Below are 14,547 nucleotides of genomic sequence, written 5' to 3'. Positions count from 1 at the left end.
CAAGTTTGCTTTAACAGTTTATTCGTTTTAACAGGCAGATTATATTCAGAATATAATCTGCTTTATTTTTTTATACTGTGTGAATTTGTCTGATTCTTTTTTTGGCAAATTATTACATTGAGCAATAATTTTTACGTTTCGGTAAATGTCGACAATATCAATTATTTAATACTTTATTAAAACATACCATAAAATAATCGCCTGGCAGTTTTTTGATTATTTAGATTCAAATAGGAATGTAATTAAACTGATAATTTCTGTAAATAATATTTAATTCAAATCAATTGACTTAAACAGTTTTTATACCTATATTATCATATATTAGTTTTTATAAAATATACTTAATTTTGAAAAATATTTTTACATTTTTAGTAGTTTAGAAGACAATATCTTCATAAAATCTAACTAGCTGCCCAAGTAACAAGGTAAGGTATGAATAAAGTAGCAATTTAGAATTGAAAACCGGCTTTTCTAAATCTAAAGCAATCATGATCTCAGCAATTATTGAAGATTTGAGTGCTAAGTGAATTTTTAGTTGAATGTATATTTACATAACAATGTTTTAAATTTATTTTATTACACATTTCTTTAAAAGTAATAATATGAAAATATATATGTTTAACTGTTGATTGTATGTAATTAATTTCAAATTTAATATTTGCAGTTATATTAATCGGAGAACAACCCTATGTATAATAAAATCACAAGGGAAGAAAATTCCAGTTGTGGCTTTGGTAAAAGAATTATATTCAAAGCTGTAGCTGGGGCTTTGAGTTTAATTATGCTGCAAACTCAGGCAGCATCTAATATCTTTGCTGATGTTCCTCTGCGTTTACAAAGCAAATCTACTACCACAACTGCTTATAACATAAAACCTAATATTACTTTGTATATCGATGATTCGGGTAGTATGGGCGATTCAATCGGTTATCAATGTCAGTATCGTACATACACCTGTCAAAGATTAAACCCAAACACCAAAAAATGTTCTAACTGGGGTCCGACCAGCGGATGGAGCGGAGAGAATAATATGGTTACGGGATTTCCTGATTTGGCTAGACTAGATGAGAAAATTGATGATCCCAGTTTACCTGTAAATGAACACAAATGGACTTTTTATGGTTACTGTAAAGCTATCGGTATCGATGGTGACAAGAGAACAACCAAAATGATGATGGTCCAAAGAGTATTATCAGATATTGTTGACACCAATAAAAATGAATTTTATTTTAGTCTACAACCAATGAATAACTGGTCTGATGCAGAAAAAAATCCTAATGGATCATATCCTGCATATATTACTCCAGACTACAACAAATTTTACGATACCTCTGAGCTTAAAGATTACCAGTTTATCAAAGATCATATAATCGGAAACAAAGCGCAATCTATTCGAGGATTAAGAGCATCGGGAGGCACACCCACAGCCCTAAGGTTAAACGCTGTTGTACGCAATACAGTGATGAACAAATTGAGATATCGTTGTCAGAAATCTTATTTAATCCTATTAACTGATGGTCTGGATGCCGGTACACTTCCGATAACTGATTCTACTTATTTTGCCGGACGACTTAATTATGGTTATGATGGTTATTTCGATGGAAGCAATATCAGACCAGATGGTACCCTCGTAAACATAAATAATCGGTTTAATTTGCTCAATTACTACACCAATACTTTGGCAAACAAAAATTTCGGTGATTACATTTATTCCAAAGATTTTGTTACTAACTCTGGTGGTGCTTACCAAGTTAATACCAATAAGTTTACAGATAGAAGACTAGTTGATGAAGCTGGTCAACCATGGAATGGACCGGATCCACTGGGCGATAAACCTGGACACACAAAAAATTTTACTCAGACAGCACAAACATTCACTATAGGTGTGGGACTGGGAAGCAGAGCCTTGTCAGCTGACCAATCAAGAGCAATAGCATATTTGTTAAATGGTGCTTCTCCAAAGCCTGACTATGACCCCAAAACTAACCCAAATGCTAGGTACTTTTTCAATGCAAATTCGTTGGAGGAGATTAATGAAGCTTTTAAAAAGATTTTTGAGGAAATAAAAGGAAAAACAACCACTACTACAGTAAATGTTACCACTACCGCCCCTTCTGTAGGTATTTCAAGTACAACAACTAACAACTCCAGAATTACAATCAAAGTTGAAACTGGTGGCTGGAGTAGTCAGATTTGTATTAATAAAATAGATGGTTCTGATAATGAATCCTGCGAAATTCGGCCTAGCTATGCTAATCGTAAATTGCTGCTGAATGATGGTACAAACACTTATTTGTTTTCTGATTCATTAAAAGATTTAAATAATAATTATTTTTTAATTCCAGATAATGATAAGAATAAGACAGAATGGCTGAATGGCTTGCTTACTTGGCTTAGCCGTTCAAAAGCTGACAACGAGATTAAAAAAGACGGATTTGTTCTGAACTACCGCGAGCGTAAGCAAAAAGACAATTATGGAGACACCCACAATATCGGTGATATTGATGATAATCCCATTCTTACTATTGGTGGTGATAGCCATGGCGGTGAATATCAGAAGTACATGATAACTTCTGCCAACGATGGTATGGTATATGTTTTCCAATCTACTAGTAATGAAACTCGGCCTTACGATTTGAAATTTAATTTCATGCCTATGGCTATTGAGCGACAAAGTAATGATGGTAGTGATATTGTTGCCCACTATTACAAAGATTTAACTGATAATAATTATGGCAGAGATAGTGAACATCCACATCGATTTTTATTAAATGGTGGTTTTTCTGTCTATGAAACTGAAGACAGAGGCGGTGCACCTGAACTGATATTTATGGTTTCTAATATGGGTCAAGCCGGACGCGGAGCATTTGCTATTAATATCGGCGGAAAAGATTTGATTTCTGGAAAGCCAATAGGCGCTGACAATATGGGAAGCTCCGACTGGTATAAAAATGTATTTCTTTTCCAGACGCCCACCGGAGAAAATAATAAATTTGGCTATACAATTGGTACCCCTAGTGTAGCCCGTGTTCGGGTCAACACCGATAAAGATGCCTCAGCTGTTTCAGTTAAGGATCACATCCGGGAAGCTGCGTTCCTTAATAATGGATATAATTACTCTGAAGACTACCGTAACTTGCCAACTCAACAATCTGAAGAGTCAGCATTGTATATTTATGATGTATTGGGTATAGATGTCGGTACTGCTGGTTATGTCAGAACTGGAATGCATGCCGGCCAACAAATAGCCAAGCTGGTTGCCCCGGGCGGATCAGGTGGGTTATCCAGTCCGGTTGCTTATGATATTGATGGTGATGGCGTTGCTGATCTTGTTTATGCCGGTGATTATGCAGGTAATATGTTCCGTTTTGATTTGCGTAGCCCAAATCCAGCTAATTGGAAAGCGACTAAAATCTTTTCAGCGGGCGCTCCTATTACTACAGCACCAGCTATTTTTGAAGCCCAAAAAGACCCTAATATTTCTTCAACGGATCAGAAAACGAATCGTAAAGTGGTTATTGTGTTCGGTACAGGTAGTGATATTTATCAGTCTGATCTGGAAAATAAGGATCAACAAACCATTTATGGTATTTACGATGATCTGACACCTAATGTTGATCCACTGGTTAGTAAAAATTCTTTACTACAACAAGTTATGACCTATAACGGTGGAACAGGTGTGTTAAGTAATAATCCTTTTTCAGCTGACAAATACAGAGGCTGGTATTTTAACCTGAATACCGATGGTGAGCGTGTGGTAACACCTGTAGAACAGCTTTTATATTCTGGAATGGTGCTTACCCGTTCTTATTCAGTTTCTTCTGATAATAAGCTACGTGATCCTTGTCAGCCGGTAACCACAAATGAAAAAACCAATGTTTACACAAGAAAAACGCAATTCAATGCTTTAACAGGTGGTGCATTGCTTGAATCGGATCCGCATATCATCTATGATCCAAACACTCCCCTAGCTAGCAGTGTTGGCATTGACAGTCTAGTAGGTATGAAAATTAGTGGTGGAAGTAATAAGAATGTTCTCAGCGTTTCTGGTAAACAAACTTCATTAAATAAACAAAAGGAAAATCAGACAAGCTGTTTACGAACCGCTCCTCAGGTAGCCATGACAGATGGATCCAAACCAGTGATAAGTGGTGTTCAAATGTGTCCGATCAGCATTAAACGATTGTCATGGAGAGAAGTGAAAACAAGTTATCTTGATTAAATTAATTAAATAGCTAGTATTGATAACTTTAATCTGCACTTACTACTTGAGTAATAGCTTAGGTAGTAAGTGCTTTTTTTTATTTAAAATATGAAAAATAATTTTTTTATTGGCTTGAAAAGAAGTTTAGATTAGCGGGCGTTTAAAACTAATATAAAAAGCATATTTTTTAAGTTTTAAAACAAATATTTATTGCGATAATAATCTAATTAGTTTGCAAAATGGCCTAGTTTTTCCATTTTGGTGTGCAAATACTGCTGATTTTCAGGATTTTGCCCCACGTGCAAGGGTACGCGCTTGACTACGTTGATGCCCAATGCTTTGAGGGTATCTACTTTGTGCGGGTTATTGGTCATCAGTTGAACTGAACCGATGCTAAGATAATCAAGAATATATTTGGCCAGACTGAAATCACGTGCATCTATAGGCAGTCCTAAGGCCAGATTGGCTTCTACGGTATCCATACCTTCATCCTGAAGCTTGTAAGCTCGAATCTTATTGAGTAAACCTATGCCCCTGCCTTCTTGCCGCAAATAGACAATTACACCACGCCCTGCCTTCTGTACGGCCTTCATGGCTGCTTCTAGCTGTGGCCCGCAATCGCAGCGCCTAGAAAAAAGAGCATCACCGGTCAGGCATTCTGAATGGATGCGGCTAAGAACTGGTTCGCCACTGCTTACATCACCTACTGTAAGTGCAATGTGTTCCTGTTTATTGCGTACATCTTCAAAACCGTACATTGTGAATTCACCCCACTGGGTAGGCAAACGGCATGCGGAAATGAATCTTACGGGGCTGTTATCTTTTATCTGATTTTGTTGTGTTGCTTTCATGTTTTTATCTCTTGATGGAAGTCTCGATGGCCTGATGCAGGTTTTGCAATAATGGAGGAATGACAATGGCTAATGCTGTCCAATCTATCAGTTCGGCTTCGGTAATAGCATTGGGCTGTATGTGTGCTGCATATAGTACGCCCAGTACTTTCCCCTGTGAATTGGTAACTGGAATAGCCAGCTGGGAATGAGCAGCCTGCTCGCCAGTTAAGCTGCCATCGCTCAGCCAATGCTGGACATTATTTACCTGATTCAGCCAGCCGGTAGTGGCGGTACGTGCAAATAAATACTGCTGCACCTGTTGCTGGCCGCAAACGATTTGTGCTGGCAGGCTGCTACCACGGGAAAGCAGTCGATACAATTGTCCTGCTATTTCATCCAGCTCATATAAGTATAATGCAAAGATTTCGTTATGATGACGGCTGGCTATTGAATCTAAAGCCAAATACATCTGGCGCAAGGTATATTTGCTGTTGTTATTGGCAGTAAAAAGTTCTGCAGGCTGAAGCTGATGCAATGATGCGGTATTCACTCCTAGTTTTTCTGCCAGACTAAAACCATTTTCCTGATACCAAATTGCTGACATATCTATTTCGGCCTGTGCGAGTGTTAAAACCGATTGGGCAGCCAGCATGGCCATCTGCACTTGGTCTGCCGATAATTTTAATCCTTGAGTTTGCAGGTAATCATACACCTGAGCACAAGCCATACGTTTCCTTGGAGATTTCTTTACAAACAAATATTGTAACCGAAAATGATGCTGATTCTAGCAAATATGCTTCAAGCGTCTTTAAAAACTTATTTATTCATTATTAAATTATTTATAAGTTAATGTGATGACAGATTTTATTGGTTATTTATCAGTTATTTTCATGAGTGTTGTGATGGTCTAGGTCTGATTGGTTTCAATGATTCTGTGGGGATATTAGGTGACTGTTTCTTTGTATCTGGGTGAAGGATAAATATGGGCTGTTAATTTAATTGTAACAAGTTAAAATAATGTTAAGTACTTGTATTATATTAAATTACATCGAATAATATCTTCACCGTAGTTTCACGGTTACTATTGTGAATAGGAGTAGTATATGAGTAATCTTAAACCTGGCGATAATTCTGGTACCAACGGTGGTATTTATCAAGAAGTTGATCAGCACGGTCATCCTCTGGAGAATTTTGCAACAATTAAGGATCATGAAAAAGCACCGCCTACTCAGCACGCAGGTAATTGCTGGAAACTGAAAAGCAGAACACCAGACAGTAAGCATTAGTTTTACTTAGACAGCTATCTGGCTGTGGTTTTTGATGGGTTTATAAATAAAATCTGTGGCAGTCAGATAGCTTAGAAACTTAAAACATTGAAAAATAATATCAATTTTTTTTATTTTTTTTATTGAAACTGTACTGTGATGGATACGTGAATTAAGAGTATGAAACTCTGCTTTTCTGACTAAATCCACTTTTACATGGATAATACTATATAATAATTTAAATCTAGTATCCCATTTTTTGTCTACTATTTAGATTTCTTCTCCAGTTTCTTCCTTATTTCTTGCTTAGAATATAGCTATTTGTTATCTCTGCGTTCTCAAATGCTGTCTCCAATATTTGTTTATTTTTTCGTTAATATTCTGATTTTTCAAATCTATTTTCATAATACTCTTTTGCATTTTCAGCAGATATTAGGTATTTGCCATATAATTTTCTTTACTTTACTTCAAAGTCGATATTTAATACCGTTATTTACTATCAATAACAGAACTAGCTTTGTTAAACGTAGAGAGAAATCACCATGAAAAAAATTACTGCATTGTCTGGGATTATTGCAATGGTTTTTATGCCGCTAATAGCTGCCGGTCAAGGAGGATTTACTGGTCCTTCTGTGTCCACGCAAAAGAGTGGATATAAAAACCCTAATGCCGCTGTAACCACTGTTATTCATGCCAAATCTTTGCCTGACGACAGTCGTGTAATTTTGCGTGGCAAAATAACCGAACGTGTTTCGGATGATATGTATAAGTTTAAGGATGCTACTGGGGTAATAGATGTGGATATCGACCAAAAGCGTTGGAACGGACTAAGCGTCGGTCCACAGGATACCGTGGAAATTCAGGGAGAAGTAGATAAGGACTGGAATTCAGTAGAAATCGACGTGAAACATCTTCGTAAGATTGTGCCATAAATCTAGCGATAAACAGTGCCTGCATGTTCAGGAGACGCCATCTATGTTTTGTCTGAGTATGCGTTGATTTTGTTAGCCTGACTATGTCTGGCATGGCTTGTAGAAATATGTGACTAAATAATTTAATAAAAAATATTATGCTGAATGATTAATACTAATTAAAGTATAAGTATATCGGCTTTATGCCACAGCTTGAGGAAATGAGTGTGAAAAGGTCGCTACCCAGTTGCTGCTTTGTTGGTAAATATGTTTTGCCAGTTTGAATATATTGATTAAATATAATTTATAAATATCAGGTTTGTTTATGTCTTTTCTGCAAATACTGTCTTTGGTATTGCTGGTATTGATACTGGTGTTATCTATCTGGCGACATGTAAATATTGGTTTATTAGGATTTTGTGCAGCTGCCGTAATGCTGGTGGCTTCACAGACTTATCCTGATAGTGGTATGGCCTCTCAAGCTCAGGCTTTAACTGCTAAAACGGTATTGGCTCATTTTCCAGGATCTATTGTGACATTGTTGATCGGGGTGTCTTTACTGTTTGCTCATTTTGAACGCAGTGGCAGTCTCAGCTGGATTACCGATAAAGTTTACAAAACAATTGGTAATCATACAATGCTGATTCCTTGGGTTGGTTATGTGTTTGGTCTGTTTATCTCAACGGCCGGTGCATTTTCTACTGCTACCATTACTTTGCTGGTGCCGATTACGGCTGCTTTAGGCAGGCGTTTGCCAAAAATATTTTTTATTTGTGAGGTGGCGGCTGTTGTAGGGGCGAATACTGGGGCATTATCTCCTATAAATCCTGTTGGGATGGTGATTAAAGATGCTGCCAGCCATGCGAATGTGAGTTTCAACGGCTGGCAGCTCTGGTTGTTGGGAACGATTGTAAGTGCTGTAACAGTATTGATCTTGCAATTTATTTTTAGCCCTAAAAGAATGACAGAGAGCCCAAAAGGCCAAAAACCTGGGCGTGGGCTAGCCCTGTTGAAACCGATAGCGTTGGATAACAGTGAGAAGAAACAATTGTGCCCTTCTTACGCTGTTTGCTCTACGCTGGCTGTGTTGCTGTTTATTGTGCTGGTGGTGTTTGCCGATGCTGATGTCGGTCTAACTTCGATTTCGCTGGCTGTGGCTTTGATGCTTTTGTTTCCGCAGCAAAGTAAGGATTTTGCTAAAAAGATTCCTTGGAATGCGGTGATTGTGATTAGCGGACTGCTGGTGTTTATTGGAACGATGATGTCAGTACATACGATGCAGGCTGTGGAAGAAAGCTTGCTAAGTATGACAAGCAATCAGATTATTCTGCTATTTATCATTGCTTATCTCACGACCTGCCTGAGTAATGTGGAATCATCGACTATCGGGGTAATTAGTTTGATGACGCCGATGATTTTCACCATTTTTGGTGGCTCTGAACATTTACCACTGATTTTGGCAGCCTGTACGGCACCAGCTTTGCTGAGTGTAATCAACCCGATTCATATTGCCGGCACCTTAATCGTCAGCTACACAGATGAGCAGCAGCAGGACGCGATGTTTAGGCGTCTGCTGACTATCGCTTTTTTTACCATACCGATTATTCCGGGAGCCACAATGATTTTACCGGCCATTCTGTTCTGAATGTTACCGGCAGTCTGATGTTTTACGGGTGATGGATTGGATTTGTGCATAGAAAATATTTTGTGATTATGCAGCAGGTGCTTAGTTAATGCTTATTCAGCTGATAATTTATTTATTTTCTGATTCATGCTAACAAACTTTATTTTTTAATTTAATTCCAAAAATTAGTGATTAAGTTAATTTTTGTTTGTTTATTTTACCTAGATACTTTATAACGATAAACACATTTATCTTCCTATTTTGCTGTAAGAAACATACTGAAAGCTGAATAAATTTAAATTTTGTTTGATTAGTGTGAATTTCAACGCAACTTTTCTTTTCAGAATGATAACAAATCAGGACTACTTATGAACTTACCACAGATATTATCGCTCGTATTACTGGTTGTGATTTTAATTCTGGCTGTCTGGCGACATGTCAATATTGGTTTGCTGGGGTTCAGTGCAGCAGCTGTAATGGTGATGGTCTCTGCTTTAGGTGCAGATGGTTCCGCTGCTGAGACAGTGCTAAGCAGTAAGGCAGTGCTGAATCATTTTCCCGGTGCCATTGTGACGCTGCTCATTGGTGTATCTTTGTTGTTTGCCCATTTGGAAAAAAGCGGTGGGCTGAGTTGGTTTACCGATAAGGTATACTCAAAAATGGGACATCGAACCCATTTGGTACCATGGATAGGCTATTTTATCGGTTTTGCCATTTCTACAGCCGGCGCGTTTTCTACTGCTTCGATTACTTTGCTGGTTCCTGTAATAGCAGCTCTGGGCAGAAAACATCCCCGATTATTTTTTATCTGTGAAATGGCTGCAATTATCGGGGCGAATACTGGAGCTCTGTCTCCTATTAATCCCACTGGACAGGTTATTCTTGAGGCAGCGAAAAAAGCCCAAGTCATCTATAGCCCATGGCTAGTATGGTTTCTGGGGATGGTGCTCAGTTTTGTGCTGGTTATCGCTTTACAGATAGTTTTCCAAGAAAAACGGGTAGTTGATGTATCCGAATTGAATAAGGGCAAAAAGGGTTATCTATTACTTAAACCTGTGACTCAGGAAAGTTGTGACAATCATCAATTGCAGCCTTTTTATGCACTTTGTTCGACAATTGCGGTGCTGATATTTCTGTTTCTGGTGATTTTTGCTAAGGCTAATGTTGGTTTAACTGCATTAACGTTAGCTGTGGTGATGATGCTGTTTTTCCCTAAAAACAGTAAGGATTTTGTGAAGAAGATTCCTTGGAATGCGGTAGTAGTAATCAGCGGGCTTTTGGTTTTTATCGGTACGATGATGCAGATTGATACCATGAAAGCTGTAGAACAAGGACTATTGAGTATGACCAGCAGTAAAATTGCGCTATTGTTTATGCTGGCCTATCTGACCACTTTCCTCAGTAATGTTGAATCGTCTACTCTTGGTGTAATCAGTCTGATGATTCCGATGGTATTCACGATTTTCGGAGACTCACCACAGATTTCCCTGATTTTAGCAGCTTGTGCGGCTCCGGCTATGCTGAGTGTGGTTAATCCGATTCATATTGCAGGCACACTTGTTGTGAGTGTTACGGATGAAAAACAGCAGGAAACGATGTTTAAACGCTTACTGATTATCGCTTTTGCTACAGTACCGTTTTTCCCTGGTCTGGCTATGATTGTGCCGGCCATCATGATGTAAACTGATAATGAAATACACACATTTGCCGATGAATAAGCGCTGTTGGTGATACGGCTGGTAATTTCTGTTTTCTCTCTGTAGTTTTGCTGCTTAAGACAGGTGGACAGTTTGAGGGAATGCAAAAAGCGGTTAACAATTGGGCAGGAGTACGGCACAATTGACTTCTGTTTTCGACTGATATTTTCATATGCAGATTTATTTGGTTGGTGGTGCGGTAAGAGATAAATATTTGCAGCGTCCTGTGTCTGACCGCGACTGGGTAGTAGTGGGTGCCACGGCAGTAGAAATGTCTGAGGCTGGCTATCAGCCGGTGGGCAAAGATTTTCCGGTGTTTCTACATCCGCAAACACACGAAGAATATGCGCTGGCGCGTACAGAACGCAAAGTCGCCGCAGGCTACAGTGGATTTACTTTCCATGCGGCAGCAGATGTGACGCTGGAGCAGGATTTGCAACGGCGTGATTTAACCATCAATGCAATGGCAGAAGATTCTGAAGGCTATCTGATTGACCCTTATCATGGTCTGGATGACTTACGTCGTGGAATTTTGCGCCATGTTAGCCCTGCTTTTGCTGAAGACCCAGTGCGCATTCTGCGCATTGCCCGCTTTGCGGCTCGTTATGGCTTTCAGGTAGCTGATGAAACCATGGGGTTGATGCGGCAAATGGTGGACAACGGAGAAGTCAACGCACTGGTCGCAGAAAGAGTATGGCAGGAGCTGGCTAAGGGATTGATGGAGAAAGAGCCGCGTCTGATGATTGAAGTTTTGCGTGCCTGCGGTGCCCTGAAAATTATTCTGCCAGAAGTAGATGCTTTGTTTGGGGTACCACAACGAGCTGTGCACCATCCAGAAATAGATGCGGGTGAGCACACGCTACTGAGCCTTCAGTATGCTGCGGAACACGATTATTCATTACCCGAACGTTATGCTGCCCTCACCCATGATTTAGGTAAAGCGTTAACTCCTAAGGATAAGCTACCTGGTCACCCTGGCCACGATTATGCTGGAATCAAGCTAGTAGAAGCTGTTAATCAGCGCTGGCAGGTTCCCAAAGCCTGTGCCCAGTTAGCTTTACTGATATGCAGCTATCACATCAGGCTGCACAGTGTGGGACAGTTGAAACCCAAAACTGTTCTGGAGATTCTCAAGCAAACAGATGCGTTACGGCGTCCACAACGCTTTGCTCAAATTCTGCGAGTATGTGTGGCCGATGTCCGTGGTCGGCTGGGTTTGGAGCAACAACCTTATCCGCAGCAGCAACACTGGCTGGCATTACAGTCGGCAGCCATGGCAGTTGATGCTGCGGCCATTGCACGAGCTTCTGATAATCCGCAACATATTGCGCATGCTATAGAACGAGCGCGGCTACATCAAATCAGCCCATTGCAGAATGCTTATCGTCAATCACAATCTAATGGCTATTAATTATGGTAGTTGCAACGTTGGTTACTTCTCTGGCCGATAAATTAAAACTGCATAAACAGCAGGCTGCCGAAACTTACCGGCGACGGAAGCATCCCTTTGTTTACTTCCGCCAGCACACGCAAATTATTTCTGAAATACTGACTACTTTGTGGCAGCACTTTTTTGCCGAGCAGGAATTATGTTTACTGGCAATAGGTGGTTTCGGCCGTGGTGAGATGTATCCATATTCAGACGTGGATATGGCTATTATTAGTAGAGAGCCAGTCAGTGATATGTTGCAACATCAGATCGCTGCATTTATTCAGATTTTGTGGGACATTCATCTGCAACCTGCTGCCAAAGTAGGTACGATTGATGAATTATGCGAAAGCGCACGGCAGGATTTAACCGGCGATTCCGCATTGCTAGAAAGCCATTATTTGTGTGGCAGCCGGCAGCTGGCGACAGAGTTAATCCATCAACTGGATTTACAGCGTGATGTCGCTGCATTTACAGAAGGTAAAATACTGGAGCAGAGCCAACGTTATACAAAAGCTTCTGGTGAAGCCAGCTTGTTGGAAGCTAATGTAAAAACCACTCAGGGTGGTTTACGTGATATTCATACTTTATTGTGGCTGGCAAAAGTACAGGGACTACCGCCCCAGATTCATGATTTGATGCGCAATGCCATTTTAAACCGCACCGAGGCAAGATTGCTACTCAGCTGCCAGAAGCAGCTTGCCAGAATCCGCATTGAGCTGCATTTGACCGCTAAACGAGCTGAAGACCGGCTGATTTTCGACCTTCAGACACAGGTAGCAGAAAATCTGGGATATGTGGATGATGCAAATTCACGCTCCAGTGAAAAGCTGATGCATGATTTTTACCGTGCCATTAAAGGTGTAAAACAACTCAGTGGCATTCTGGTGCCGATGCTGCGAGACCGTGTCTATGCCACGTTGCCTCGCGTGGTTGTGGAACTGGATGAACATTATTATCAAGTTGGCAATATGCTGGCGGTACACAATCTTGAGCTTTTTCGGCATAAGCCGGAGCATATTTTTATCAGTCTGCGGATTGCACAGGAACACAGCGATATTATTGGTCTGGCACCAAAAACCCTGCGAGCATGGTGGGCTGCAGCTCATCAGCAAGTGAATGAAGCGTTTTATCAGAATCCAATCAATCGCGAATGCTTTGCTGGCTTCTTCCGGCATGGCAATGGTCTGACGCACTTACTTAGATTTATCAATCTGTATGGTGTGCTAGGCAAGTATCTGCCGGCGTGGGAAAAAATTGTGGGTTTACTGCAACACGACCTGTTTCATATCTATCCGGTAGACGACCATATTTTAATGGTGGTGCGTAATATGCGCCGTTTGGCTATGGAACGACACAGCCATGAACTGCCATTTGCTTCTACTTTGATGCATGCTTTTGAACGCAAGCACATTTTATATATGGCAGCATTGTTTCATGATATAGCTAAAGGCCGTGGCGGCGATCACGCCGTGAAAGGCGTAGCTGATGCACGTTCCTTTGCAAAAGATCATTTTCTGGACGCAGAGGAAAGTGATTTGCTTGCATGGTTGGTGGAACAGCATCTGTTGATGTCGATGACTGCGCAAAAAGAAGATATTCAAGACCCTGAAGTAGTAGCTCGATTTAGTAATCAAGTTAAAACAATTGAACGGTTGACCGCATTGTATTTGCTTACGGTTGCTGATATTCGCGGTACTAATCCGAAAATCTGGAATTCATGGAAAGCCAGCCTACTGGAAAGTCTATATAAAGCCGCACTGCATTACCTAAACGGTAGACAGAGTAACCGGCAGACAGCCATTCTTGACCGGCGTCAGCAGGCGATGCATGAATTAAGCCAGTATCAAATCAGCGAGTCACAGCAGCGTGAACTGTGGCATATTCTGGGGCAGGCGTATTTTGCACGCCATGAATGGCAGGATATTTTGTGGCATTTGTCCAAAATCATCAATTATGAGCAGCAGCCACAGGCACATAGCCAGTGGCTGCCGGATACAAATACATTAAAAGTGATGGTTTATATGCCAAACCGGCCAAAACTCTTTACAGAGCTGGCTTCAGTGTTTAGTGAGGCAGGAATGAATATCCTGACTGCGCGTGCCTATATTACCGACCACAACTTTATTCTGGATACTTTTATTCTACAATTTCCATCTGGCCTCAGCACTGCTGATTACCTTAGTATTCAGAATAAAACTGAGCTGGCACTAAATCAGTTTGTGAATGGCAATCTGTCGATAAGTGCTGCCACTCCGGCTAGTCTGAGCCGGCGCAGCAGGCATATGCCGATAGCGCCCCGCATTACCATCGATGAGGAAGATAACCCTGGCTGGTATAATTTACACATCATTACGGCTAATCGACGCTTTTTATTGGCCAATATTGCCGCAGTGTTATCAGAGCTGAATATCAGCATCCGATTTGCCAAAATCACCACATTGGACGAACGTGTAGAAGACAGCTTTCTGGTGTATGCGCCCCATCTAGCAGATACCCAGCAGCAATTACAGTTAAAAAATGCACTGCTAGACCAGCTTCTGTGCTGAACAAGTCAATGTAGTAAAGGCCTAAAAACTACAGG

The 14,547-nt window shown here is 40.5% G+C and carries 9 protein-coding genes; 7 read left to right on the top strand and 2 right to left on the bottom strand.

The window, feature by feature from the left end; genetic code table 11:
* The first annotated feature begins 688 nt into the window (after positions 1-688).
* Positions 689-4,222 (top strand): PilC/PilY family type IV pilus protein, encoded by a 3,534-nt coding sequence (locus J3U64_RS07685; protein ID WP_267408818.1) that lies wholly within the window; start codon positions 689-691, stop codon positions 4,220-4,222.
* A gap of 209 nt (positions 4,223-4,431) precedes the next feature.
* Here the strand turns inward: J3U64_RS07685 and ribA are convergent, their stop codons facing one another.
* Both ribA and J3U64_RS07675 read right to left on the bottom strand, forming a co-directional pair.
* Positions 4,432-5,055, bottom strand: coding sequence for a GTP cyclohydrolase II (gene ribA / locus J3U64_RS07680; protein ID WP_267408817.1), 624 nt, complete (start codon positions 5,053-5,055; stop codon positions 4,432-4,434).
* A gap of 4 nt (positions 5,056-5,059) precedes the next feature.
* Positions 5,060-5,764, bottom strand: coding sequence for a GAF domain-containing protein (locus J3U64_RS07675; protein WP_267408816.1), 705 nt, complete (start codon positions 5,762-5,764; stop codon positions 5,060-5,062).
* A 376-nt stretch (positions 5,765-6,140) separates the two neighbouring features.
* On the opposite strand from J3U64_RS07675, the gene J3U64_RS07670 reads away from it, so the two are divergent.
* The 6 genes from J3U64_RS07670 to glnD all read left to right on the top strand — a co-directional run bounded on the left by J3U64_RS07670 (position 6,141) and on the right by glnD (position 14,512).
* Complete coding sequence (locus tag J3U64_RS07670; protein ID WP_100141536.1) at positions 6,141-6,323, top strand: hypothetical protein; 183 nt, start codon at positions 6,141-6,143, stop codon at positions 6,321-6,323.
* A 521-nt stretch (positions 6,324-6,844) separates the two neighbouring features.
* A complete protein-coding gene (locus J3U64_RS07665) occupies positions 6,845-7,234 on the top strand; it encodes a YgiW/YdeI family stress tolerance OB fold protein (RefSeq protein ID WP_267408815.1) in 390 nt (129 codons plus the stop codon).
* Between the two features lie 304 nt (positions 7,235-7,538).
* Positions 7,539-8,858, top strand: coding sequence for an SLC13 family permease (locus J3U64_RS07660; RefSeq protein WP_267408814.1), 1,320 nt, complete (start codon positions 7,539-7,541; stop codon positions 8,856-8,858).
* Between the two features lie 347 nt (positions 8,859-9,205).
* Complete coding sequence (locus J3U64_RS07655; protein WP_267408813.1) at positions 9,206-10,519, top strand: SLC13 family permease; 1,314 nt, start codon at positions 9,206-9,208, stop codon at positions 10,517-10,519.
* Between the two features lie 187 nt (positions 10,520-10,706).
* Entirely contained in the window at positions 10,707-11,945 is a 1,239-nt protein-coding gene (locus J3U64_RS07650; protein WP_267408812.1) for a multifunctional CCA addition/repair protein, read from the top strand.
* Positions 11,946-11,962: 17 nt separating this feature from the next.
* Positions 11,963-14,512 (top strand): [protein-PII] uridylyltransferase, encoded by a 2,550-nt coding sequence (gene glnD / locus J3U64_RS07645; RefSeq protein ID WP_267408858.1) that lies wholly within the window; start codon positions 11,963-11,965, stop codon positions 14,510-14,512.
* The last annotated feature ends 35 nt before the right edge of the window (positions 14,513-14,547 follow it).

It is taken from the genome of Snodgrassella sp. B3800 (genome assembly GCF_026535865.1).
GTDB classification, from domain to species: Bacteria; Pseudomonadota; Gammaproteobacteria; order Burkholderiales; family Neisseriaceae; genus Snodgrassella; species Snodgrassella alvi_E.
This window is presented reverse-complemented; position numbering and strand designations above follow the sequence as displayed.

Bases quoted from the DNA above. Each gene is read 5' to 3' on its own strand.
- J3U64_RS07685 (WP_267408818.1), top strand. From the start codon at position 689: ATGTATAATAAAATCACAAGGGAAGAAAATTCCAGTTGTGGCTTTGGT.
- ribA (WP_267408817.1), bottom strand. From the start codon at position 5,055: ATGAAAGCAACACAACAAAATCAGATAAAAGATAACAGCCCCGTAAGA.
- J3U64_RS07675 (WP_267408816.1), bottom strand. From the start codon at position 5,764: ATGGCTTGTGCTCAGGTGTATGATTACCTGCAAACTCAAGGATTAAAA.
- J3U64_RS07670 (WP_100141536.1), top strand. From the start codon at position 6,141: ATGAGTAATCTTAAACCTGGCGATAATTCTGGTACCAACGGTGGTATT.
- J3U64_RS07665 (WP_267408815.1), top strand. From the start codon at position 6,845: ATGAAAAAAATTACTGCATTGTCTGGGATTATTGCAATGGTTTTTATG.
- J3U64_RS07660 (WP_267408814.1), top strand. From the start codon at position 7,539: ATGTCTTTTCTGCAAATACTGTCTTTGGTATTGCTGGTATTGATACTG.
- J3U64_RS07655 (WP_267408813.1), top strand. From the start codon at position 9,206: ATGAACTTACCACAGATATTATCGCTCGTATTACTGGTTGTGATTTTA.
- J3U64_RS07650 (WP_267408812.1), top strand. From the start codon at position 10,707: ATGCAGATTTATTTGGTTGGTGGTGCGGTAAGAGATAAATATTTGCAG.